Annotated in this window: 23 protein-coding genes; 12 read left to right on the top strand and 11 right to left on the bottom strand. The window is 66.5% G+C overall.

What is annotated here, in order from left to right:
* The first annotated feature begins 31 nt into the window (after positions 1–31).
* Positions 32–361 carry a nucleotidyltransferase domain-containing protein gene (locus ACWPKK_RS08180; RefSeq protein WP_452002667.1) on the top strand — a complete coding sequence of 110 codons (330 nt, stop codon included), beginning with the start codon at positions 32–34 and terminating at the stop codon, positions 359–361.
* Positions 358–750: a HEPN domain-containing protein gene (locus ACWPKK_RS08175; RefSeq protein WP_452002664.1), complete on the top strand. Its 393-nt coding sequence runs from the start codon at positions 358–360 to the stop codon at positions 748–750. Before ACWPKK_RS08180 ends, ACWPKK_RS08175 begins: the two co-directional genes overlap by 4 nt.
* Positions 751–821: 71 nt before the next feature.
* Here the strand turns inward: ACWPKK_RS08175 and ACWPKK_RS08170 are convergent, their stop codons facing one another.
* Positions 822–2327: a methyl-accepting chemotaxis protein gene (locus ACWPKK_RS08170; protein WP_452002661.1), complete on the bottom strand. Its 1506-nt coding sequence runs from the start codon at positions 2325–2327 to the stop codon at positions 822–824.
* Between the two features lie 253 nt (positions 2328–2580).
* The gene (locus ACWPKK_RS08165) at positions 2581–3033 is read right to left on the bottom strand and encodes a nucleoside deaminase (protein WP_452002658.1); all 453 of its coding nucleotides are present in this window, start codon (positions 3031–3033) and stop codon (positions 2581–2583) included.
* Positions 3034–3138: 105 nt separating this feature from the next.
* Here ACWPKK_RS08165 and ACWPKK_RS08160 point away from each other — a divergent pair, with 105 nt between their 5' ends.
* From ACWPKK_RS08160 to oxlT, 3 genes are all read left to right on the top strand, one after another.
* Complete coding sequence (locus ACWPKK_RS08160; protein WP_452002655.1) at positions 3139–4587, top strand: pseudouridine synthase; 1449 nt, start codon at positions 3139–3141, stop codon at positions 4585–4587.
* Entirely contained in the window at positions 4568–5128 is a 561-nt protein-coding gene (rsmD, locus tag ACWPKK_RS08155; protein WP_452002652.1) for a 16S rRNA (guanine(966)-N(2))-methyltransferase RsmD, read from the top strand. The genes ACWPKK_RS08160 and rsmD overlap by 20 nt, the downstream gene beginning before the upstream one ends.
* A gap of 659 nt (positions 5129–5787) precedes the next feature.
* On the top strand, positions 5788–7131 hold the full coding sequence (gene oxlT / locus ACWPKK_RS08150; RefSeq protein ID WP_310112795.1) for an oxalate/formate MFS antiporter: 1344 nt from the start codon (positions 5788–5790) through the stop codon (positions 7129–7131).
* A 123-nt stretch (positions 7132–7254) separates the two neighbouring features.
* On the opposite strand, the gene ACWPKK_RS08145 is transcribed toward oxlT, so the two are convergent.
* Positions 7255–7473, bottom strand: coding sequence for a hypothetical protein (locus ACWPKK_RS08145; protein ID WP_014248193.1), 219 nt, complete (start codon positions 7471–7473; stop codon positions 7255–7257).
* 357 nt (positions 7474–7830) lie between these two features.
* On the opposite strand from ACWPKK_RS08145, the gene ACWPKK_RS08140 reads away from it, so the two are divergent.
* Positions 7831–9510 (top strand): alpha-amylase family protein, encoded by a 1680-nt coding sequence (locus tag ACWPKK_RS08140; RefSeq protein WP_452002649.1) that lies wholly within the window; start codon positions 7831–7833, stop codon positions 9508–9510.
* A gap of 42 nt (positions 9511–9552) precedes the next feature.
* Here the strand turns inward: ACWPKK_RS08140 and ACWPKK_RS08135 are convergent, their stop codons facing one another.
* Positions 9553–9960: a winged helix-turn-helix transcriptional regulator gene (locus ACWPKK_RS08135; protein WP_452002647.1), complete on the bottom strand. Its 408-nt coding sequence runs from the start codon at positions 9958–9960 to the stop codon at positions 9553–9555.
* 132 nt (positions 9961–10092) lie between these two features.
* Here ACWPKK_RS08135 and ACWPKK_RS08130 point away from each other — a divergent pair, with 132 nt between their 5' ends.
* Positions 10093–10704 carry an NAD(P)-dependent oxidoreductase gene (locus ACWPKK_RS08130; protein WP_452002645.1) on the top strand — a complete coding sequence of 204 codons (612 nt, stop codon included), beginning with the start codon at positions 10093–10095 and terminating at the stop codon, positions 10702–10704.
* Between the two features lie 535 nt (positions 10705–11239).
* On the top strand, positions 11240–11791 hold the full coding sequence (locus tag ACWPKK_RS08125; RefSeq protein WP_452002643.1) for a glycine-rich domain-containing protein: 552 nt from the start codon (positions 11240–11242) through the stop codon (positions 11789–11791).
* Positions 11792–11910: 119 nt separating this feature from the next.
* Here the strand turns inward: ACWPKK_RS08125 and mutL are convergent, their stop codons facing one another.
* The 3 genes from mutL to ACWPKK_RS08110 all read right to left on the bottom strand — a co-directional run bounded on the left by mutL (position 11911) and on the right by ACWPKK_RS08110 (position 14903).
* Positions 11911–13824: a DNA mismatch repair endonuclease MutL gene (gene mutL, locus ACWPKK_RS08120; RefSeq protein WP_452002640.1), complete on the bottom strand. Its 1914-nt coding sequence runs from the start codon at positions 13822–13824 to the stop codon at positions 11911–11913.
* Between the two features lie 60 nt (positions 13825–13884).
* On the bottom strand, positions 13885–14250 hold the full coding sequence (locus tag ACWPKK_RS08115; protein ID WP_452002637.1) for a hypothetical protein: 366 nt from the start codon (positions 14248–14250) through the stop codon (positions 13885–13887).
* Positions 14251–14462: 212 nt separating this feature from the next.
* A complete protein-coding gene (locus ACWPKK_RS08110; RefSeq protein ID WP_324866688.1) occupies positions 14463–14903 on the bottom strand; it encodes a YccF domain-containing protein in 441 nt (146 codons plus the stop codon).
* A 270-nt stretch (positions 14904–15173) separates the two neighbouring features.
* On the opposite strand from ACWPKK_RS08110, the gene ACWPKK_RS08105 reads away from it, so the two are divergent.
* Complete coding sequence (locus tag ACWPKK_RS08105; protein ID WP_324866686.1) at positions 15174–15722, top strand: hypothetical protein; 549 nt, start codon at positions 15174–15176, stop codon at positions 15720–15722.
* A gap of 234 nt (positions 15723–15956) precedes the next feature.
* The gene (locus ACWPKK_RS08100) at positions 15957–16631 is read left to right on the top strand and encodes an alpha/beta fold hydrolase (RefSeq protein ID WP_452002633.1); all 675 of its coding nucleotides are present in this window, start codon (positions 15957–15959) and stop codon (positions 16629–16631) included.
* A 211-nt stretch (positions 16632–16842) separates the two neighbouring features.
* Here the strand turns inward: ACWPKK_RS08100 and ACWPKK_RS08095 are convergent, their stop codons facing one another.
* The 4 genes from ACWPKK_RS08095 to ACWPKK_RS08080 form a co-directional block, all read right to left on the bottom strand.
* Positions 16843–17517 (bottom strand): response regulator transcription factor, encoded by a 675-nt coding sequence (locus ACWPKK_RS08095; protein ID WP_324866682.1) that lies wholly within the window; start codon positions 17515–17517, stop codon positions 16843–16845.
* A 295-nt stretch (positions 17518–17812) separates the two neighbouring features.
* Complete coding sequence (locus tag ACWPKK_RS08090; RefSeq protein WP_324866680.1) at positions 17813–18493, bottom strand: response regulator transcription factor; 681 nt, start codon at positions 18491–18493, stop codon at positions 17813–17815.
* 190 nt (positions 18494–18683) lie between these two features.
* Positions 18684–19364 (bottom strand): transposase, encoded by a 681-nt coding sequence (locus tag ACWPKK_RS08085; RefSeq protein ID WP_452002630.1) that lies wholly within the window; start codon positions 19362–19364, stop codon positions 18684–18686.
* Positions 19259–19792, bottom strand: a complete 534-nt coding sequence (locus tag ACWPKK_RS08080) for a helix-turn-helix domain-containing protein (protein WP_452002628.1) — start codon at positions 19790–19792, stop codon at positions 19259–19261. The genes ACWPKK_RS08085 and ACWPKK_RS08080 overlap by 106 nt, the downstream gene beginning before the upstream one ends.
* A 498-nt stretch (positions 19793–20290) precedes the next feature.
* On the opposite strand from ACWPKK_RS08080, the gene ACWPKK_RS08075 reads away from it, so the two are divergent.
* Both ACWPKK_RS08075 and ACWPKK_RS08070 read left to right on the top strand, forming a co-directional pair.
* Entirely contained in the window at positions 20291–22639 is a 2349-nt protein-coding gene (locus ACWPKK_RS08075) for an ATP-dependent helicase (protein WP_452002625.1), read from the top strand.
* Between the two features lie 113 nt (positions 22640–22752).
* A complete protein-coding gene (locus ACWPKK_RS08070; RefSeq protein WP_452002623.1) occupies positions 22753–23949 on the top strand; it encodes a hypothetical protein in 1197 nt (398 codons plus the stop codon).
* Positions 23950–24062 lie beyond the last annotated feature (113 nt).

Raw genomic sequence — 24062 nt, 5'->3', positions numbered from 1 at the left:
CTTGGTCCCAACAGACGCCGTTTGCTCCGCTATGGACACCGCTCCCCAGACCCGCGCGGCCATCGCCGCATTCCGCCAGGGGGCCGAAGCTGTCTTCGGTTCCCGTCTGGAGTCCATCCTGCTGTTCGGGTCGCGCTCACGCGACGATTACACTGAGGATTCCGATCTGGATTTGGCGGTGATCCTGAAGGACGAACCGGCGGATCCGCTGGAGGAAGCGGACCGCGTCATGGACATCGCCTTCGTTCCCACCATGGAAGCGGGCAGAATCGTTCAACCCTTCGTCTGGTCGATGCGGACGTTGCGCACGTCCCAGCACCCGCTTATCAGGACCGTGCGGGAACAGGGAGTTCCGGTGTGAGCGGAACCATCGACCCTCTGGCGCGTCTCAACCGGGCCGAGGAAGCTCTGAATGCGGCGAAGCTCCCTTATTCCGGTGGATTTCCGCGTGACAGCGTCAATCGTGCGCATCTTGCGATGGAATTGGCGGCATTGGCGATCCTGACCCGGCACGGCTTCGGTTCGAAGTCGCATCGTGGCGTCCAGGCCCTTTTCTTCGAGCATGTCGCCAAGCCCGGCCTGATGCCGATGGAGCACGCCCAGGCGCTGGCGGCGGCATTGCGTGATCGTCTGCTGACCGATTATGAGGAACCCGCGGCGGATGTGACGCGCGAGCGGGCGGCCAAGCATCTTGCCAACGCCGAGCGACTGATCACCGACGTCCGCTCCCTTCTCGCTGCCGCTCCCTAATAGACGTCGCGGTATACCCATTCGACCGAAAGAGGGGGGCGCATCGTTGCGCCCCCCTCTTCATGTCCGCATCACGCCCGCAGACGCTCCGACGCGGTGGCGATGTTCTGCGACACCACCTCGATGTCGCGGACCACGCGGGTGACGCTGTGGGCGATCTCCTTGGTCGCCGACTCCTGCTGCGACACGGCGGCGGCGATGGTGGTGGAGATCTGCTGGACGTCGGAGACGATCGTGCCGATGCGGCGGATCGCGTCGACCGCGTGCAGGGCCTCCTGCTGGACCGACGCGATCTGCGCCGCGATGTCGTCGGCGGCGCTGCCGCTCTGCTGGGCCAGCGACTTCACCTCGTTCGCCACGACGGCGAAGCCGCGGCCCGCCTCGCCGGCGCGGGCGGCTTCGATGGTGGCGTTGAGGGCCAGCAGGTTGGTCTGCGAGGCGATGCTGTTGATCAGCTTGGTGATGGCGCCGATGCGCTCGGCCGAGGTGACGAGGGCCTCCACCGCGGCGTTGGTGCGGCTCGCCTCCTCCGATGCCTTCAGCGAGGCGCCGGACGCCTCGTTGGCGCGGGTGCTGATGTCGGAGATGGAGGCCGACAGCTCCTCCGTCGCAGCGGCGACGGTCTGCGCGTTGGCGGTGGCGCGATCGGCGGCAGTGCCAACCTCGCGGTCCAGCGATTCGGCAAGGGTGGTGACGCTGCGACGGCGCTCGCCGTCCATCTCCGCCTGCCGCAACTCGGCCTTCTTCTGCCCGTCGATGTCGATCAGCGACCCGCAGGCACGCAAAGCCAGGCCGTTGCCGTCGCGGGCGACGCCGCCGATGGCGCGGAACCAGCGATAGCTGCCGTCCTTCAGCTTCAGCCGGTAATCGACGTCGTAGCCGGTGCGGCCGCTGCGGTCGTTCAGGCAGGCCATGAAGGCGTCGAAGGTCCCCTTGGCATCGTCGGGGTGCAGCCGGTCGGCCCAGGAATTGACGCCGTCGGGGAAGCCGATGGTGTCGTCACGGTCGAAACCGGCGAGACGGCGGAACTCCGGCGACCAGTGCCAGCGGCTCTGCGCATGCATCGGGTCGCCGTTGTGGAAGATCGCGTCCCACAGACCGACGCCGGCATGGCGGTCGAGCAGCTTGGCGCGCTCCAGTTCCCTGCGCTCCGCATCGATGTCGATCAGCGAGCCGCAGGCGCGCAGGGCCAGGCCGCTGCCGTCGCGGGCGACGCCGCCGATGGCGCGGAACCAGCGATAGCTGCCGTCCTTCACCTTCAGCCGGTAGTTCACGTCATAGCCGGTGCGACCGCTGCGGTCGTTCAGGCAGGCCATGAAGGCATCGAAGGTCGGCTTGGCATCGTCCGGATGCAGCCGGTCGGCCCAGGAACCGACCTTGTCGGGGAAGCCCGCCTTGTCGTCGCGGTCGAAGCCGACGAGCCGGCGGAACTCCGGCGACCAGTGCCACTGGCTTTGCGCGTGCATCGGATCGCCGTTGTGGATCACCGCGTCCCACAGCCCGACGCCCGCATGGCGGCCCAGCAGGGCCAACTCTTCGGCCGCCTGATTGTCCTGCGGCTTGCGGAACGACAACATTCGTAACTCCTGATGGCTGGAAGCGGTCAGCCCATCATGTGCATATATTCGCTAAACAAACACTTAACAGAATATATCGTTTTTACACGAATCATGTCGGCGGTTGTTGAGTGCCTAGGATTTTCATCCAAGTTTGACGACTGGGAATTGTGCCTGCATGGGCGCGGATTTCGGAAATTATATTGCATTGCTGCAGAAACAATATTGTGCGCACGGCCGGGCCCCTTCGGGCAGATCGTTGCTTGGGGAGGCGTTACCGCCGCTGCCTGAAGAAATCCCGCAGCAGCGCGCCCGCCCGCGTCTCGCCGATGCCGCTGTAGACCTCCGGCGCGTGGTGGCAGGTGGATTGGGCGAAGAAGCGTGGGCCGTGGTCCACGGCGCCGCCCTTGGGATCGTAGGCGCCGTAATAGACCCGCCGGATGCGGGCGAAGCTGATCGCGGCGGCGCACAGCGCGCAGGGCTCCAGCGTCACATACAGGTCGCAGCCGGGCAGGCGTGGCTGGCGGCGTTGCGCGCAGGCCTCGCGAATCGCCAGCAGTTCGGCATGGGCGGAGGGGTCGCACAGCTCCTCCGTCCGGTTGCCGGCAGTGGCGAGGACGGCACCCGTCGCGGGATCGACGACGACGGCGCCGACCGGCACCTCGCCGCGCGCGGCGGCGGCCTCGGCGGCGGCGAAGGCGAGGTCCATATAGCGGGGAGACGGCATGGCCGGGCAGGGTGCCAACCGGCCGCCGAGCGCGTCAACCGGATTCCGGTGTCCGGGCGCCGGACTCGTGTTGCGGGCGGCGCGTCCAAGCCCTATGGTCCGGCCATGGACCGCTCCGATACTGCCAAGAAATCCGATTCCGCCAATAATGGCGGTGAACGCATCGCCAAGCGACTGGCGCGCGCCGGCCTCTGCTCGCGCCGCGACGCCGAACGCTGGATCACCGAGGGCCGCGTCGCGGTCAACAGCCGCGTGCTCGACAGCCCCGCCTGCGTCGTGCGCCCCGGCGACATCGTCCAGGTCGACGGCAAGGTCATTCCGGAGCCGGAACCCGCCCGCCTCTGGCGCTATCACAAGCCGTCGGGGCTGGTCACCACCGCCCGCGACGAGAAGGGGCGCGAAACCGTCTTCGACCGGCTGCCGGCCGACCTGCCGCGCGTGGTCTCCATCGGCCGTCTCGACCTGACGACAGAAGGCCTGCTTCTACTGACCAACGACGGCGAGCTGGCCCGCTTCCTGGAACTGCCGGCCACCGGCTGGACCCGCCGCTACCGCGTGCGCGTCTTCGGCGAGGTGGACGAGAGGCAACTGGCGGCGCTTGAGAAGGGGCCGACCATCGAAGGCGTGAAGTACGGCCCGATCGAGGCCGTGCTGGACCGCGTCCAGGGCCGCAACGCCTGGCTGACGGTCAGCCTGAAGGAAGGCAAGAACCGCGAGATCCGCAAGGTGATGGAGGCGCTCGGGCTCCAGGTGAACCGGCTGATCCGCGTCGCCTATGGTCCCTTCCAACTCGGCAAGCTGGAGGAGGGCGCCGTCGAGGAGGTGCCGAAGCGCGTCGTCCGCGAACAGATCGCCCCCTTCTTCGGCACCCCCGAAGGGGCGGAGTCGACCGAGTCCGGCACCAAGCAGCGCGCCAAGGCGAGAGCCGACGCGGCGGTGAAGGCCGCTCCGGCGAAGTCGGCATCCGGCGGCCGGCCGGGTGGCAAGGCCGACGCGAAGACGGATGCGAAGACGGATGCCAGGGCCGCGCCGAAGCGTACGCCGCGGTCCGCCTCCAAGCGGCACGAGGCCGAAGCCGCCCGCGTTGAAGAAGCCAAGCCGGCGCGGCGCGGAACCTCGTCGCGCGCCACGCTGTCGCTCGGCGGAGTGGCGGCCAAATCCGGTCGTCCCGGCAAGCCCGAAGGCCGCGACGCCGCCAAGCCGGCCGGTGCGGCCGGTCCGCGGGGGCCGAAGCCGGGCGGGTTCAAGGCAGGTGCCGCGAAGTCGGACGGCCCGCGTTCCGAGGGTGCCCGTTCGGAGAGCGCCCGTTCGGAGAGCGCGAGGCCGCGGGATGCCAAGCCCAGGGATTCGAAGCCCAGGGACGACAAGCCGAGGGATGCCAAGCCGAGGGACGCCAAGTTTGCCGGCCCGAAATCGGCGGGCTCCAGGTCCGTTGGCCCGAAGGGTGCCGGTCCGGGCCCGAAGGGCGGGCCGAAGGCCGGCGGCCCCGGCGACAGGTCGGGCGGCGGTGCCGGCGGACGGACGGAGCGCCCGCGTGCGGATCGTCGGCGGTAAGCACCGCGGCCGCAGTCTGGTGGCGCCGGGCGGGCGTGACACCCGCCCCACCACCGACCGCACCCGGCAAGCCATCTTCAACATCCTGGCCCATGCCGACTGGGCGCCCGAGTTCGAGGGCGCCGCAGTCGTCGATGCTTTTTGCGGCACCGGCGCGCTGGGGCTGGAGGCCCTGTCGCGCGGGGCCGCCTGGTGCAGTTTCCTCGACATGGGCCGGCCGGCGCTGGACGCCGTGCGCGCCAACGTCGATGCCCTGCGGGAATCCGACAATGCGCGGATCCTGCGCGCCGACGCCACCAAGCCGCCGACCGCGCCGCGGTCCTGCATGCTGGCCTTCCTCGATCCGCCCTATGGCCAGGATCTGGCGCCGCGTGCGCTCGACGGGCTGCTGAAGGCCGGCTGGCTCGCCGACGGCGCTCTCGCCGTGGTCGAGGTGGCCGACCGTGATCCCCTGCCTCTGCCCGACGGCTTCATCGCCGTCGATGAACGCCGCTACGGCGATACCCGCGTCGCTTTCCTGACGGTCCGCCGCCCGGCCTGACCCCCGCCAGGGCGGTTTTTCCTTTCCCGCCCGGCCACCCGCCTCGCCCTCCCAAGCCCGAGTTTCATTTTTCGCGCCCGCGGACCATGGCCGGGTCGGGCGAACGCCGCACGTTCCAAGACGGTCCCCGGCGTTTTTCCATCATGCGGAAAGCCCAAACGGACTGTTGAGTTCCAAAACAATCCGAGTAAAAGATTATGTGTCGCCGATGCGGTTCCTCTATGGAAACGGCGGCATCTATCTATCTCCTAAGACTGCACACCCTCGTTCGAGGGGGCCGTGCAGGTACCGGCACGGCTTCTTTTTACAGGATGTGCGTCGCACCGAGTGATCGGACACAAGAACCGATGTGGACCGGGCATTCTGAGCGACACGAGTTGTAAGTTTTACTTGGTCAGTACGTGTGCATACGGCGTCGGACCGTCCGTCCGGGTCTTTCTGTCCCCGGTTTTGGCATACCAGATTACATATCTGGCATGCCAAAACCGGGACAATCGAACTCCGAGCGATTGTCGGCATCCGCGCCGAGTTCCGGAATGGAACCGTCAGCAAGAGCGGTCCGTCCGGGTCATTCCGCAATCGTGATTGGTGTGCCGGTCCCCGGGAGAGGGGCCGCGCCACCGGCTCAGGCAAGATCATTGGGAGGCACGATGGCTCATATGAATTCACAACCGGCGGCGGCTCAGGCGCCGGTGTCCGATACAGTCCGCTGGATGCAGATCGTCGTCGGCATCGTTTGCATGGTGGCTGCGGCCAACATCCAGTACGCCTGGACGCTGTTCGTCCCGGAAATCCAGGCGACCCATGGCTGGACGCGCGCTTCGATCCAGACCGCCTTCACCATCTTCGTCGTCGTGCAAACCTGGCTGACGCCGATCGAGGGTTACTTCATCGACAAGTACGGCCCCCGCGTGATCGTCGGCGCCGGCGGCTTCTTCACCGGCCTGTCCTGGGTCATCGACAGCTATGCCGGCTCGCTCAGCATGCTGTATGTCGGCTCGGCCATCGGCGGCATCGGTGTCGGCTGCGTCTACGCCACCTGCGTCAACAACGCGCTGAAGTGGTTCCCGGAAAAGCGCGGTCTGGCGGTCGGCCTGACGGCGGGCGGCTATGGCGCCGGCTCGGCCCTCACCATCCTGCCGATTTCCGCGATGATCCACAGCAGCGGCTATCAGACCACCTTCTTCTGGTTCGGCCTGCTGCAGGGCGCGATCATCATCGCCGCCGCCTTCTTCCTGCGCATGCCGCAGAAGGAGCACGTGAAGGCCTCCACCAAGGTCGCCCAGACCCGCCGCGACTACACGCTGGGCGAAGCCATCCGCACCCCGGTGTTCTGGGTGATGTGGGCGATGTTCATCGGCACCGTCACCGGCGGCCTGATGGCAGTGGCCCAGCTGGGCGTCATCGCCCACGATCTGGGCGTGAAGGAAGCGCCGGTCAGCGTCCTCGGCATCACCATGGCGGCTCTGCCCTTCGCCCTGATGCTGGACCGCGTGATGAACGGCATCTCCCGTCCGCTGTTCGGCTTCATCTCGGATCACATCGGCCGTGAGGCGACCATGTTCGTCGCCTTCACCCTGGAAGGCCTGGGCATCATCATGCTCAGCAAGTTCGGCCACGACCCGATGATGTTCCTGATCCTCAGCGGCATGGTCTTCCTGGCCTGGGGTGAAGTGTACAGCCTGTTCAGCGCCACCTCGGCCGACACCTTCGGCACCAAGCATGCCGGCAAGATCTACGGCGTCCTGTACTGCGCCAAGGGTGTCGCCGCCCTGCTGGTCCCGCTGGGCAACCTGCTGATGGAAGCCACCGGCACCTGGGCGACCGTGCTGTACGTCACCGCCACCATGGACCTCACCGCCGCGGCCTGTGCGCTGCTGGTCCTCAAGCCGATGTTGGCCCGCCACCATGCCCGCAACGAAGAACTGGCACGCCGTGAGGAACAGGGCGAGGCAGCCCGCGGCGTCCCGGTCGGGGTGGCGACAGGTACCGCCAACGGCTGAAGGGCCGGCGGCCGAAGAACTGACGGCCAAGAGCACAAGCGTAAGGGATCGGCCTGAGGGGTCGACTTAGGAGAAAAGACAGGCGACGGGCCGGGGACGCGACAAGCGGTCCCGGCCCGTCCGTCATTCAAGCCAGAAGGGACGATCCTCGCCCTTTTCGGTCCCGGGCTTCTTCTGGGGCGTCTGCTGGAACCGGTCGGAGGTGAACAGGATGGTCTCCTCCTCCGTCTCTTCCTTCTCCGGCTCGATCACGGTGAAGCCGCCCCGGCCGCTGGCCATGTAGACGGCGTGGCCGATCATGCCGGTCAGCGCGAGGAACAGAAGGGCCTGGGTCTCGATCATGGCGGAGCATCCTTCTCGTAAGGGAGGGGCCAAGGGAGGGGGATCGACAAGGGACAACAGCGCATGACCCGGAAAAGCAACGGTTACGGCGGCCAATATCCGCCGGCCAAGCCAGGGCCATGCTGTAACGCAACATAAGCAAACTGGCATACCATCGCAAAAAGTTTTGCATGCCAGATACCGGTTGCCTGACCTGCAACTTTGCCGCAGTGCTACTGCCCCAAACGGTCAGCGGATCCCACATCTTTGACCCGGCAACATTGCCCCGCAACCAAACCGGCCTTGCCGCTGTTGCCCGCCTGTCGATCCCGCATTGGGACGGCGATCGCCACCGGCACGACGCGGGACGGAACGGCCATGATCCGGGATCTCTGGTACAAGAATGCGGTGATCTACAATCTGGCGCTGTCGACCTTCATGGACGCCAGCGGCGACGGCATCGGCGATTTCCAGGGGCTGCTGCGCCGGCTGGATTATCTGCACGGCCTGGGCGTGACCTGCATTTGGCTAGGACCGTTCCAGACCTCGCCGATGAAGGACGACGGCTATGACGTCGCCGACTACTACACGGTCGATCCGCGATACGGCACGCTGGGCGATTTCGTGGAATTCACCCACGCCTGCGAGCAGCGCGGCATCCGGGTGATCATCGATCTGGTGATCAACCACACCTCCGACCAGCATCCCTGGTTCAAGGCGGGCCGCAGCGATCCGAACAGCAAATATCGCGACTGGTATGTCTGGTCGGACAAGAAACCGGACAATGCCCACACCGGCATGGTGTTTCCCGGCGTGCAGGAATCGACCTGGACCTACGACCGCGAAGCCAAGGCCTGGTACTTCCACCGCTTCTACAAATTCCAGCCCGACCTGAACACCGCCCACCCGGAGGTGCATGCCGAGCTGCTGAAGATCATGGGCTTCTGGATCCAACTGGGCGTCGCCGGCTTCCGCATGGACGCCGTTCCCTTCATCATCGCGGAGAAGGGGGCGGACGTGACCAAGCCTCGGGAACAGTTCGGCATGCTGCGCAGCTTCCGCGAGTTCGTGCAGTGGCGCCGCGGCGATGCCGTTCTGCTGGCGGAGGCCAACATCCTGCCGGAGGACGATCTGGAGTATTTCGGCAGCGACGGCGACCGCTGCCACATGGTGTTCAATTTCCAGGTCAACCAGAACCTGTTCTATGCGTTGGCCACCGCCGATACGGCCCCGTTGATCAAGGCGCTGAAGGTGACGAAGCCGCGTCCGGCCACCGCGCAATGGGGCTGCTTCCTGCGCAACCACGACGAACTGGATCTCGGCCGCCTGACAGATGAGCAGCGTCAGGCCGTCTTCGCCGCCTTCGGGCCGGACAAATGCATGCAGCTCTACGACCGCGGCATCCGGCGGCGGCTGGCGCCGATGCTGCACGACGACCGGCGGCGGATCGAGCTGGCCTACAGCCTGATGTTCACCCTGCCGGGGACGCCGGTCATCCGCTACGGCGACGAGATCGGCATGGGCGACGACCTGTCGCTGCCGGAGCGCAACTGCGCCCGCACGCCGATGCAATGGTCGGACGAACCGCATGGCGGCTTCACCAAATCGGACGAGCCGGAAATCCCGGTGATCAGCGGCGGGGTCTTCGGCTATGAGCGGGTCAACGCAGCGGTGCAGCGCCGCGACCCTGAATCGATGCTGAACTGGACCGAGCGCATCATCCGCATGCGCAAGGAATGCCCGGAGATCGGATGGGGCGACTTCCAGATCCTGAAGACCGGCCGGCCGGAGGTGCTGGCGTTGCGCTATGACTGGCGCAACAACGGCTTGGTCGTCCTGCACAACCTGTCGGACAAGCCCTGCGAGATCGTGCTGGACGTGGAGGGCCACGGCGAGACCTGCCGGCTGGTCAACCTGCTGTCGGAGGAGCACAGCGAACCCGACGGCGAGGGCCGCCACCATCTGGTGCTGGAGGCCTACGGCTATCGCTGGTTCCGCGTCGGCGGGCTGGATTACCTGCTGCGCCGGACGGAGGCGGAGGAAAAGCCCGGGAAGTGACGGGCGCCGGAGCCGGGTGACAGGAGTTCAGGTGACAGGAGTTCAGGCAACGTCGAGCCGGGCCGGGGCGTCTCCCTCGTCCCGGTCATAGGCGGCGCGCGACTCCAGCACCTGGGCGATGTGGGTCTCGGCCCACACCCGCAGAGGCACCAACGTTTCGGCCAGCGTGGCGCCCAGCGGGGTAATGGCGTATTCGACGGTGACCGGCACGGTGGCGAACACCTTGCGGCTGACCAGCCCGTCGCGCTCCAGGCTTTTCAGGGTCTGCGACAGCATCTTCTGCGAGATGCCCTCGATCTCGCGGCGCAGCTGGTTGAAGCGCATCGGTCCGCCTTCCAGCAATCCGAGGATCAGCACCGTCCATTTGTCGGCGATGCGATCCAGCGCCTGCCGCGTCGGGCAGCCGGAGGCATAGGCGTTGCCATCCTGATCGGTTGCGCATTGGTGCATGGGCCATCCCCCGGCAGAAGGCCGCCCGCGGTTACGTGCGGGTGACCATGTAACGAAAAGGTGCCTTCTTTACACCAGATTTCCAAAGCGGCATCAAGTCACCATTGGAAACCTAGTCAGAGGACACCTGCCATGAACGTCGCCATCATCGGTGCCGCCGGCCGCGCCGGCAGCCGCATCCAGGCCGAACTGCTCCGCCGCGGCCACAGCGTTACCGCCATCGTCCGCGATCCCGCCAAGGTCGCCGCCGCCCCCGGCCTGACCGTGAAGACCGGCGACGCCAACGACGCCGGGACGCTGGCCCCGCAGCTGGCTGGCCATGACGCGGTGGTCAGTGCCGTGATGTTCCTGATGGGCGATGCCGACAGTCTGATCGGTGCGGTGAAGCGGTCCGGCGTGCCGCGCTATCTGGTGGTCGGCGGCGCCGGCAGCCTGGAAGTGGCGCCGGGCGTGCGCGTGCTCGACCTGCCGGAATTCCCCGAAGCCTACAAGGCCGAAGCCACCAAGGGCGCCGAGTTCCTCGACCGCCTGAAGGCCGAGCCCGAGTTGAACTGGACCTTCCTGTCGCCGTCGGCGGAGTTCGTTCTGGGTGAGCGCACTGGCATTTTCCGGCTGGCCGACGACACGCTGCTGTCGGACGCGAACGGCCGCAGCTGGATTTCCTACGAGGACTTCGCCGTGGCGCTGGTGGACGAGATCGAGACGCCGAAGCACGAGCGCAAGCGGTTCACTGTGGGGTACTGAGGGGAGGCGGGCGGCGTTCGGAGAGGAGCGCCGCCCATTTGTGTTTGGGAGTCTGGTCAGGCCGCCCGCTGGACAGGATAGTCGCGCACCAGGATATCGACGGGAATGTGCAGGCCTTCCGATAGCCGCCGGATCATCGGCAAGGTCAAGGCTTATTACTTGATCCGTCAGCACGACCCCACAGACCGCGAGCCTTAGCGGTGGTGCTAACATGGCATTTTGACGACAGTAGTCCATTTACGGATATCGTTAGTATAATTCGGCTCCTTGTGCTGCTTTTGAGCCCAAGCGAACGAACAGAAGGCATTTCACGCGTGATGCAAAGGAAGCATGGAAGAGGTGAGCAAACGAATCCAATTTATTCGCGTATCAATGAAATTACGGTGAATCATGCGGCAGTATGTAATTCATCGTTCGTAAACTGTATTTGCTATATAAGCTTTGCTTGCTTCAGAAAACAGAGCGCTGATAGACTTCGTCAGCCCGCTGCGCATGGATGGGCGTAGAGAAAACTGCCGCAAGAGGAAGAATGATTATGGTCGGTATCAATATCAAAGACCTAAAGATTAAGGTCATGGAGGCGGAGCTCTCTGTTAACCTTATTGATCTGTCTTTGATAAAAAGAAAAATGGTTGAAACTTTTGGTTGGGATCCTGATGTCGTTGACACAATGGAGGATCGATACCGAAAATTCCTGTGCGTGCAATCGGCTGCTAAAGCATCAGGTGTACTTCTCGAAATCGTTCCTGATCGCATGATCGATGAGATTTGGCATATGCACATACTTGATACTCGCAAGTATGCGACGGATTGTAATGTGCTGTTTGGCGAGATTCTTCACCATGATCCATACTTCGGCATGATGGGAGAAGCCGACCGCGTGGCTTGGTCAGTGCAGGCAAACCAATGTGATCATCTTTGGTATGAGCTTTTTGGGGTGCCGCTTTACTCCGGTGTTGACGGCGAAGATGATGCCTATGCGCTTGATCGGGAGTTCCACCGCACAATGTCGTTGGCACTTTCGCAGCCGGAGCAAGCGAAAGTCACGCGTTGCCGTACTCAGTGTAAGCCAGTAAGGTGTAAATAAGACGAAAGTTAAAAAGAGGGCCAGCAGGAGACCACATATCTAAGCTGAGCCCTCTACCTATCATTTTGTGGCAGTGCATCGATCGGAGTCGGGCGGAAAAATAATCTCGACCTCTATTTTTACCTCCGCCCGAACAGCCGTTCAATATCCGCCAGCTTCAACTCCACATAAGTCGGCCGGCCGTGGTTGCACTGGCCGCTGTGCGGGGTTGCCTCCATCTGGCGCAGCAATGCGTTCATCTCGTCGACGCTCAAGGTCCGGCCGGCGCGGACGCTGCCGTGGCAGGCCATCGTCGCGCAGACCTCGTCCAGCCGCTCTTTCAGCGACAGGGCGTCGCCCAGTTCGGACAGTTCCTCCGCCAGATCGCGGATCAGGTTCTTCACGTCGGACTGGCCGAGCAGGGCCGGCACCTCGCGCACCATGACGCAGCCGTGGCCGAAGCCCTCGATCACCAGACCCAGCTCGGCCAGTTCGGCGCTGCGGGCCAGCAGGCGGTTGGCGGAGGGTTCGTCCAGCTCGATCAGTTCGGGGATCAGCAGGGCTTGGCGCTTCACCCCGCCTTCCAGCAAGGCGGCCTTCATTCGCTCATAGACCAGCCGCTCATGGGCGGCGTGCTGGTCGACGATGACGATGCCCTCGCGGGTCTGCGCCACGATGTAGGTGGTGTGGACCTGAGCCCGCGCCGCGCCCAGCGGATGGCTGTCGAGCGGCGGCTCGGACCTCTGCGCGGACGGGTCGGGGGTGCGGTATTCCGGCGGGCGGGCCGCCGGGGCGAAACCATTGCCGAAACCGTTGAGGCGGCCCTGCAGCGGCGGCAGGCCGGTCTGGGTCGGCGCCTGGAAGGCGGCGGAGCGCTCCGCCAGACCGCGCGGCACGGTGGCCGGCGTGTAGGACCCGCCCCAACTGCCGCTTGAGCCGCCACCGGAGCGGCCGTAGGGCAGGGGGGAGGGGGGGAAGCCGCCATCGGTTTTGCCGGATTGCTCGGGCCGCAGGGCGCCCAGCGTGGCGAGGCCGACGGTGGTGGAGGCGCGGTGGCCGGCCTCGGCCAGCGCGTGCTTCAGCGATCCGACGATCAGGCCGCGCACCAGACCCTGGTCGCGGAAGCGCACCTCGGCCTTGGCCGGGTGGACGTTCACGTCGACCTCCTGCGGGTCGATGTCGAGGAACAGGGCCAGCATCGGGTGGCGGTCGCGGGGCAGGAAGTCGGCATAGGCGGCGCGCACGGCGCCGACCATCAGTTTGTCGCGCACCGGGCGGCCGTTGACGAACAGGTGCTGGTGCTTGGCGGTCGGGCGGTGCAGGGTCGGCAGGCCGATCCAGCCGGCCAGCGTCACCCCCTCGCGCGCCGCCGTCACCGGAACGGCGTTCTCCTGAAAATCGCGGCCCATCAGCGCGCCCAACCGGGTCAGCCGGGCGTCCAGCAGGTCGCCCTGCGCCGCGCTCAGCCGCAGGCCGCCGCGGCCGCCGTCGCTGAGCGTGAAGGCGACGCCGGGATGGGCCATCGCCAGCCGTTCCAGGCAATCGGCGATGTGGTCGTATTCGGTGCGGGAGGCCTTGAGGAACTTCAGCCGGGCGGGAACGGCGGCGAACAGGTCGCGCACCTCGATCCGCGTGCCCTGGGCCAGCGCCGCCGGCTGCGGCGCCCCCTTGGCGCCGGCATCGACGGTCAGGCTCCAGGCATTGTCGGCACCGCGGGCGCGGCTGGTGATGGTCAGGCAACTGACGGCGCCGATGGACGGCAGCGCCTCCCCCCGGAAGCCGAGGGAGCGGATGTCGAGCAGGTCGTCGCCCGGCAGCTTGGAGGTGGCGTGGCGTTCGACCGCCAGAACCAACTCGTCCGCGGTCATGCCACAGCCGTCGTCGGTGACGGCGATCAGCGACTTGCCGCCGTCGCGCGCCACCACGTCGATTCGGGTGGCGCCGGCGTCGATGGCGTTCTCCACCAACTCCTTGACGGCGGCGGCGGGACGTTCGACCACCTCGCCGGCGGCGATGCGGTTGACGAGCGTTTCAGGGAGAAGACGGATCGGCATGCCCATAGATATAGTGGCAGCCGGCGCCCGGCACCACCATCTTCGGGCATATTCGCGCGCTTACAGGCCCTTCAGGGCCTTCATGTACTCGATCAGCTTGCGTTCGTAGAAGGGTTGGGGCGACTGGAAGCGGGCGACGAGGCCGGCCTCCTCCGTCAGCTTCACCACCATGCCGATGCAGGAGACGTCCACGGGATCGCCGCCAAGGTCGAACTGCAGGCGGAAATCGAACTTCTGCTTGGCGATCAGGTCGCCGTCATAGGGGCGGATGCGGAAGGAGCCGAGGACGAATTCCTCCGGCACGTAGTCGTGGTGATCGATGACGATCGTCGGCGGGGCGGACGGCCGTTCCCGTCGCGGCTCGCCGGTGGTCTTCGCGGCGCCGGACGCCTTGTTGCCCCCGGAAAAGATCGACAGCCAAGACATGAAGAGCGATGTCCCCTCGTTCCGGAAGCCTGAAACCACGCCGACATATTCCGACAGTTTTGGGGGCATATCCTTTAGTAACGGTTAATGGCCTAAGCATCGGTTACGGCGCCGTAACTTTGCCGCCGCCAAGACGACCGTACTGCAATGGAACGCCGGAACGGTAGGGGGCGTCCTGCCGCGACGGCCGCCCCCGGCCGATCACCGGACCGTCAGATGCGGCCCGGCATGCGGCGGCGGTCGGCGTCGTCGGCAGGCACGATCTCGGTCCCGACCGGCCAGAGCGCCAGCAGCGCCAGCTTCAGATGCGCCCAGGCGAAGGGCAGGCCGATGATGGTGATGGCAAGACCCACCGCGGCGATCAGATGGCCGGCGGCCAGCCACCAGCCGGCCAGCACGAACCACACCACGTTGCCGATGAAGCCCAGGGCGCCGGTGCCCATGTCTTCGCGTCCGCGGAACTCATCCCGGCGTACGGCGGTTTGTCCAAAGGGAAGCAAGGTGTACAGGGCGATGGTCAGGGCGGACCGGGCCCAGGGCAGGCCGATGATGGACAGAGCCATCAGGACCGCGGCCAGGAGCCAGCCGAGCGCCATCCAGATGCCGCCCGTGATCAACCACAGCGCATTGAGGAGAAGACTGAGCAGAGGCATGACACGAACCCTCCCTTTCGCCGCAGATGTGGGGACGGCCCCGGCCGTGGACCAGAGGGGCGGCTTTCGATTGCGGGACCAGCCGCAACGATGGGGCACCCCGTCCGGTGGCGCGAAAGAGGGGGAGGTTCATGCAATCCATGCCTTGAACCGGATCCGCAGGGTCCACAGATCCGGTAGAGGCATCATGACGACGCGTCCGGACGGGTCCTCCGCCGACAGCACCGCCGGCGGGCCGCCCGTTTCCGGACCATACGGATCGGAGGCCGCATGAACGAGGCTTTGAACACCGACCCCGGCGCCGATGCGCCGAACATGCCGCGCGAGGGCGAATCGCTGTCGCCGGTGGTCGCCGCCATCCTCGGCACCGCCGTCGCGGCGGCAACCAAGCGCGGCAGCGGCGGCGACGTCGTCCGCGGGCTGATCGCCGGCCTGCGCGTCCTGCGCGCCACCGTCGAAGAAGAGGCCGGCTACACCATGGCCGCCGCGGTCGACAACGCCATCCGCACCCGCCTGCTGGCCGACAACCTGTCGCGCCTGCGCGTCAGCGGGGAAAAGCCCAAGGCCATCCCTCTGCCCGACCCCGGGCCGGGCACCAGCGCCGCCGCCGCCATCTTCGAAAGCGCGGCCGAGTCCTGCCTGACCGTCAACGCCCACGCCGAGGACAACGGGCCCTTGGAACATGCCGTCTTCGCCTTCACTGCACAGTTGCTGCAACAGCTGGGCGGGGCGCCGGAATGGCGGAGCCTGGCGGGTGAACTGCGCCGCCCGATGGCGGTGGCGCCGGACGGCGAGGAGATGGAGGTGACGCTGCATTGAGCAGCTGCCGACAGCACCGGCCAAAAAAACAGCACCGGCAAGTAATGGAATTTGGTTTGTTTTTGAGCCGTTTCGGCGGCGGCTGAAACCTTTTGCGGGCAGGGCGGCTTTCGAGGCCGTGTTAAGGGTTTTGCCCGATTTATCGTACGGGACGACTTGCGTTCGGCTTCGTTAGGGTTGGCGTCGGCGGTGGGAACGTCCCATCGCGGAACGCCAGCACCGGGGAACCCGAACGTGTTCTTTCACACCCAGCCCTCCACCGTCCGCACCGGACGGGCAGAGTCCGTCCGCTTCGCGGTGAACGGCACGGCCGGTGACCGCACGGCTGACCGGGCGGGCGATCCGTGTGGCAGGCAGGTGATCTTCCTCCATCCCGGCAAGGGTGCCTGGTGGCGCCTGCTCGACCATGTCCCGTCGGGCCAGGAATGGCTGACCTTGCCCGCCTCCGCCTCGGCACGGCTGTCGTCGATGCTGGTGGAACGCGGCGGGCGGCGGCCGGTGCTGGTGGCGAGTGCGGTGACGGCGCCGCTCGCCATCGTGGCGGCGCTGGATTTTCCGGATCAGGTCGGCGGCGTGATGATCGTCGACGATGTCGGGGCCGATTCGCCGCTGCGGCGGCGCTGGAACGCCCTGTCCGCCTGTTTCGGCCGGCCTCGGCCCGTGGACCTGACCGACCGCCTCGGCGAGTTGGAGGCGGAACTGCCGGCGGTGCGGGTGCCGGTGACCCTGATGCAGGGAAGCGAACCGGCGGAGCTGTTCGCCCGGCTGGAAAGCCGGCTGACCGGCTGCCGGACGCTGACCGTCGTCGCGGTCCCCGATGCCGCCGCCGTCCGCCCGCGCACCCATGCCGCCGAACTGCGCGGCGCATTGCTGGCCCTGGTCTCAGCGGTGGAGCGGGCGCAGCGGTAGGGGGCGCCCCAATGATGCACCCTGGATCCCCACCTTCTGGATCCGCGCCTTCGCGCTACGGAATGCACATATTTCCAGGCATTGCTAAGTCCCTGGAGCGAAAGGAACTTTGCGTCATCCCCGCGAAGGCGGGGATCCAGAGTTTCCAGTGCAAGGGCGGGCTCAAGCCTGGGTTCCCGCCTTCGCGGGGATGACCGTCGAAATGTAACGCCTAGAAGCTCTGCGCCGTCAGTGCGGCCTGCGTGCGGTTGCGCACGCCCAGATGCCGCAGGATGGCGGTGACGTGGACCTTCACGGTTCCTTCCGTCAGCCCCAGTTCATGGGCGATCTGCTTGTTGGACTTGCCGTCGCGCAGACGGGCCAGAACGTCGCGCTGGCGTGGTGTCAGCTGGTCGCCGCCGCTGCCGTTGCCAAGCGCCGCGGAGTCGTCCGTCTGGTCGCCGGCAGCGCCGCCGCCATAGCCGCCCTGCATCTGATCGACGCGGTCGCCGCCGCGGATCGCCTGTTCGGGAAGATAGATGCCACCGGCAAGCACCAGCTGCAGTGCGCCCAGCAGCACCTTGGCGCTGGAGGATTTCGGGATGTAGCCGGCCGCACCATTCTCCAGCGCGGCGAGAAGATCGGAACGCTTCTCCGATCCCGATACCACCACCAGCAGCGCCTTGGGCAGGCTTACATGGATGTCGCCCAGCGCCGAGAAGCCGGTCCAGCCCGGCATTCCGAGATCGAGCAGGATCAGGTCGAAGGGTCTCGTCCCGTCGCAGAGCGACCGCACCTCGTCATAGGTGCTGGCCTCGAAAAACGTCATGTCGTCGTCGAATTGCGCCAGCAGGCGGCGCAGACCGTCTCGGAACAACAGGTGATCGTCGGCGATCAGCACGTTCATCGCGGGCATTTCCAGGAAGGTTGCGGCGATGGCACACCGGAATGGCGTCATCGGCCCGGACGTTCACATAGGCACGGTCATTCTGACGCTGTAGTTCGCTTTTCGTCTTAGACCGCTTCCTCTATGCCCGTTCCTTTCGCGTCCGGAACGGCGGCGTCATTCGCCTTGACGCCGGAATCGGAAACGGCGCCGCCCCGCCGACCGCCGGCCCCGGATGGAAGGGGCGGGCGGCCAGGACGGATGGCTGGCGAGACCTTTGGCGAAACTCTGTCTGATGAGGATCGGACGGCTAAGGTCAGACGGTGGCGGCGACGCCCGTCTCGGCGGCCTGGTCGCCGATGCCGTTGTTCAGCGCCCAGATGGCGGCCTGGGTGCGGTTGGACGCGTTGATCTTGCGCAGCAGGCTCTTCAGGTGAACCTTCACGGTGGCTTCCGTGATGTTCAGGTGGTTGGCGATCATCTTGTTGCTGTTGCCGTTCAGCAGGCAGCGGAGGATCTGCACCTCGCGCTGCGACAGGCCCTTGCGGCGGGTCGGCAGCTCGGCGCCCATGTCCTCGGTGCGGCCGCTGACCAGCAGTTCGGCCAGATGGGTCGGGAACACCTTCTCGCCCATCATCACCAGCTTCAGCGACTGCATCAGCGCCTCGCAGGCGATGTCCTTCAGCAGGTAGCCGCCGGCGCCGGCGCCCAGCGCGGCAGACAGCCGGCGGGTTTCCAGGTCGTTGGTCAGGATGACGATCCGGATCGACGGATGGCCCTCGCGCAGCGTGCGCATCGCCTCGACTTCCTCGTCGGCACCGCTCGGCAGATCGATCAGGATCAGGTCGGGGGTGGTGCCGGTGCCGAGCGCCGTCAGGCCCTCGCGCAGGCTGCCGGCCTCGCCGACGACGTTGAAGGGAGTGCCCTCGAACAGGCGCTTCATGCCTTCACGGAAAAGCTTGTTGGCATCGATGAGGAAAACGTTGATGGCATCCATGGTCTCAGCCCGCCTTTTGTTCCGTTCCGATCAAAGTGGCGCCGATTGGCGCTTCCGAGGCATCCCCGACCGCTCGCTCTCGCGTCCGGCCCGCTCCCCCCTCAGGGTGTGGGGTGCCTCGTTGTGATCCATAGATACCCCCGATTTGCGCGGCGCAAAATTTCGCTTAGTGGTGCATCCACCAAGTTGTTTAGACATTCGGGAGCGCGGCGACGCCCAGTCGGCTCGGCGCGCGATGGCGCCTGCGCCTGCCCCAGACGAAGGGGTGCTTGTGCACGTTCCAGTAGGCGGTGGCCCGTTCCACCGCCGCCTCGATCTCGGCCCAGGCATCGAACCGGCGCCCTTTCAGCGCCAGTGAGCGCAGCACTTTCCACCAGGGCTCGATGAGGTTCAGGTAGGCGGCGTACTTGGGCTGGAAGACGAACTCCCAGCGCGGATGGGCGAGGTTGAACAGCAGCACGTCCGGGCCGGCGTGGCAGTTCAGGTTGTCGAGCACGGCGTAGACCCGCTCCACCGCGGGGTCGATCCAAGCCTCGACCCGGCCCAGGAAGTCGATCCAATTCGCGGTGGTCCGGCCCTCGTAGGTCGCCGTGAGGGCGTCTCCCGTGGCCGGGCGAAAGGCGCCAAACACGTACCCGGCCACGTCCCGCCGGCCGTAGTCGATCTCCTGCTTGGCGCGCTCGGCCTTCGGGCCGGCGGGCCGGACGAGCCGGCGGCCCGGATAGCTCTTGCTCGCCTGCGGCCCCATCTCGTCGAGACAGACGACTACGCAGCCCGTCGGCGGGGCGGTGTAGAGCTGCTCAATTGGCCCCTTTTTTTGGCGAAGTCTGGATCGACCCGCGCCCCGAACCAAGTCTCCTCCTGGCGCCACTTCAACCCCTCCTGGACAAAGATCTCGGCGATGCGGCTGCGCTTCATCCCGATCCCTTTCCCCGACAGGTGGACCACTAAGCGGTCCAGCGTCCACGACGCGAAGGGCAGGCCCAGCTCCGCGGGCGGGGTCAGGGCGGTGTCGATCACGGCGCTGCGCTCGGCCGCGGTGTAGGTGGGCGGGCGCCCCGACCGCACGTCTTCCTCCAGACCGTCGAAACCGCGGGCCTTGAAGCGCTTGAGCCAGTGGCGGACGGTCTCGCCGCACAGGCCCATGCGCTCCGAGATGGCCGGCGCGGTCAGACCCTCGACCGAATGCAGGACGATCTGCGCCCGCCGGACGAGACCGGCGCCCAAGGTGCGCGAGCGTGCCATCGTCCTCAACTTCTCCAGCTCCTCGTCGCTCAAGTCCTGCACGCGGATGGCCATGGTCCGGCTCCGGGTCGGTGGGTTTCCCTTACCAACCGCTCCGAAGCCCGGGAATTCCAATTAACTTGTCGGACGCACCACTTAGGTAAATTTCGCGTCGAGCAATGGGCATATGCCGTAAGACCGGATAAGACAAGATGCGGACATAATTCGAACTTTGATGGTCGGGCGGAATAACGGCCTGTGACAGAAAAGGGGAAATCGTTAACCACGGGCCTCTGACTTGGTCATGTTTCTCAGTTGCAATATGGCGGGACTTCGACCCCGGCCGGCATAGGCCGCGCGAGGATTGCGCCCCTGCCCGATGGTTGGAGTCCTATGTCCTGAACGCCCGCCCTTCGGCCTAGGTTCGGTCGCGCAACCGCGCAATCCCGAATGGGAGACGCGGTCTGTCGCAGGGTTCGTGCCGGGGCGCTCTGTGCTATATACGTTCCAACCGCAAGACAGCATTCCCATGCTTGAGCCGATTTTTCTTCTTTTCCCCAAGCCGGGCCGCCCATGTCAGACGCGTACGACGACGATCCGTTGAGCCATGCCGCTCCCCCCGCCGCCGCTTCGGCCACGGGCTTTCCAAGCGCGGCGCAGCGCTTCGCCTATCTGGACGGGCTGAACCCGACCCAGCGGGCGGCGGTGGAGGCGCTGGACGGGCCGGTGCTGGTCCTGGCGGGCGCGGGCACCGGCAAGACGCGGGTGCTGACCACCCGGCTGGCCCATCTGCTGATGACGCGCCGGGCCGCCGCCTTCCAGATCCTGGCTGTCACCTTCACCAACAAGGCCGCCCGCGAGATGCGCGAGCGTGTCGCCCATCTGGTGGGGATCGAGCCGGAGGGCTGGTGGCTCGGCACCTTCCACGCACTGGCCGCGCGCATCCTGCGCCGCCATGCCGAGCTGGTGGGGCTGAAGTCGAACTTCACCATCCTCGACACCGACGACCAGGTGCGGCTGATCAAGCAGCTTCTGGCGGCCGAGAACATCGATTCCAAGAAATGGCCGCCCCGGCAGGTCCTGGGCGCCATCGAACGCTGGAAAGACCGCGGCCTGACACCCGACCGTCTCGGCGACGCCGACGGCGGCGATGTGGCCGGCGGCCGGGTTGTGGCGATCTATCGTGCCTATCAGGAGCGCCTGCGCACCCTGAACGCCTGCGACTTCGGCGACCTGCTGCTGCACAACCTCGCCATCTTCCAGAACCATCCGGACGTGTTGGCGGAGTATCACCGCAAGTTCAAATATCTGCTGGTCGACGAGTATCAGGACACCAACGTCGCGCAGTATCTGTGGCTGAGGATACTGTCCCAGGCGCACAAGAACATTTGCTGCGTCGGCGATGAAGATCAATCGATCTACGCCTGGCGTGGTGCGGAGATCGGCAACATCCTGCGCTTCGAGACCGACTTCCCCGGCGCGACCATCATCAAGCTGGAGCAGAACTACCGCTCCACCGGCCATATCCTGGCGGCGGCATCCGGGCTGATCGCCAACAACCAGGGTCGTCTCGGCAAGACGCTGTGGACCGAGGCCGACGGCGGCGAGCCGGTCAAGGTCAAGGCGGTGTGGGACGGCGAGGAGGAGGCGCGCTGGGTCGGCGAGGAGATCGAGACGCTGCAGCGCAAGGGCACGTCCCTGGCGCAGATCGCCGTGCTGGTCCGCGCCGGCTTCCAGACCCGCGAGTTCGAAGAACGCTTCATCACGCTCGGCCTGCCTTACAAGGTGCTGGGCGGTCCCCGCTTCTACGAGCGGCAGGAAATCCGCGACGCGATGGCCTATTTCCGCGTCGTCAATTCCGGCGACGACGATCTCGCCTTCGAGCGCATCATCAATCTGCCCAAGCGCGGCGTCGGCCCGGCGGCCATGCAGTGCCTCTACACCGCGGCGCGCGCGCAGGGGCTGTCGCTGACCGAGGCCGGCTGGGCACTGACCGAGACGGACGAGCTGAAGCCGAAGCTGCGCGCCACCCTGCGCGGGCTTCTGCAGGACTTCTTCCGCTGGCGGACGTTGATGGCGACGGTGCCGCACACCGAGCTTGCCCGCACCATCCTGGACGAATCCGGCTACACCCGCATGTGGCAGGAGGACAAGACGCCCGAGGCTCCCGGCCGGCTGGAGAACCTGAAGGAACTGATCACCGCCATGGCGGAGTTCGAGAACCTGCCGGGCTTCCTGGAGCATGTGGCACTGGTGATGGAGAATGCCGAGGCCGCCGGGATCGAGCAGGTCACGGTGATGACGCTGCACGGTGCCAAGGGGCTGGAGTTCGACCATGTCTTCCTGCCGGGCTGGGAGGAGGGCGTGTTCCCCAACCAGCGCGCGCTGGACGAGACCGGCATCGCCGGGCTGGAGGAGGAGCGGCGGCTGGCCTATGTCGGCCTGACCCGCGCGCGACGCCGCGCCTATGTCAGCCATGCCGCCAACCGCCGGCTCTACGGCAACTGGGTCAGCGCCGTGCCCTCCCGTTTCGTCGAGGAAATCCCGCAGGACAATGTGGAGGCGGAGGCCGCCAACGGCCTGTTCGCCGGCAGCGGCGGGCGCGGCAGCTTCGGCGGTGGGGCAGGGGCCTATGGAGCCGGCAGCTTCGGCGGCGGTTCGGGCGGCGGCTTCCAGTTCCGCGGCTCCACCCGGCAGGCGCCGGCGCCCAAGACGATCACGCTGGACCAGGGCGCCTATGCCGTGGCGCCGCGTCCGCGGCCCGATGCACCCTTCGCCAAGGGGGCGCGCGTGTTCCATCAGAAATTCGGTTACGGCACCGTCACCGCGGTGGCGGAGGACAAGCTGGAGATCGATTTCGACCATTCCGGCGCCAAGAAGGTGATGGACAGCTTCGTCGTGCCTGCCGACAAGGCAGGCTGAGGGGGGCTGAGGGGGCGGGCGGACGGTTTGCCGCACTGTGACGGCCGTCACAGCCGCGGCTTCCGTCGCCGGCCAGTATTGCAGCATTGCAACGGAGCCGGAGGTCTTCCGCCGTGTTCGGAACGGGCAGCGTCAGTTACGAGGTGCAGAGCCGCCGCGAGGGACGCTGGCTCATCGAAGGCGCCTATACGGACCAGGAGGCGGCGTTGTCGGCCGCCCGCTCCCAATTGGCCGCCTCCGGGGTGGAGGAGGCGAAGGTGGTGAAGTTCCGCACCATCGCCGGCCTGTCGCTGGAAACGGTGATCCTGCACAAGACGGCGCCGCAGGTTGCGCGCAAGGGGCTGACCCTGGGCGGCACGGCGGAAGGGGCGCCGATCTGCCGCAAGCCGGACGACCTGAGCGGTTTCGAAAGCCGGGTGGTCATCGGCCGGCTGCTGCGCCCCTATCTGGATGCCCAGCGCATCACCTCGACCGAATTGCTGCATTCCTGGCCGCTGTTCCGCCGCCTGGAGGAGCAGGGCGCGCTGCTGGGCGCCGCCATCCATGCGGTGGCCCGCCACCATGCCGATCTTCACGGCGTGTCGCATGCCGCCCGCGCCCGCGAACTGCGGCAGATGGTGGAGGCGGTCGCCGGGTCCGCCCGCGACGCCCTGGCCGAACGGCGCCGGCTGCCGCGCTTCGACGCCGCCGACCTGCCCGGCACCAGCAACAGGATCGAGGAGTCGGTGGGGGAGGCAGGGCACGACGCGCTGTTCCTGATCCTGCTGTGCCAGCATCTGGAAGGCGGCGGGACGCTGGCCGGCAAGCTGGAATTGCTGCTGGCGATGATCGACGACGACGTCTGGCCGCGGCATCTTGCCCTGCTGGACGGGGTGATCGCCGACATCATGGGCTCCGCCGACACGATGAAGGAACTGCTGGGCGCGCAGCCCAGCCTGCATGCCGGGCTCTGCGCGCTGGCCGACGCGCTGTTCGACCGCGACGCGGATCCGGCACTGGCGCCGATGGCCGCGTCGCTGCGCCGGGTGTGCCGCCTCGCCCTGCAGGGCCGCGCGCCGCAGAGCCTGGCCGTCCTGCTGGAACGGCTGCGCCAGAGTGTCGCCGGGGACCAGCCGCTCGACCGGCGCGACGCGAAGGCGGAAGGCGTGCTGACCCGCGACCTTGCCGACCGGCTGAAGGGGGCGGACGGCGCACTGCTGGGCGGGGCGGCGATGGAAAAGGCGCTGGAGCGGCGTCTGCTGCGCCACCGTCAGACGGTGCTGCGCGCCCAGGGCATGCACGACATCGCCGATCGGCTGTCGGGACGGTAGGGGTTTCCCTCGAAGCCTTTTCATCGAAGCCATTTCATCGAAACAAGGCGGCATCCGGAATCCTTGGTGTCTTTCCGGCTTGATGCTAAAAACGCCGCTTCTTCTCGCGTCGT

The organism is Azospirillum largimobile, assembly GCF_977007025.2.
This window is presented reverse-complemented; position numbering and strand designations above follow the sequence as displayed.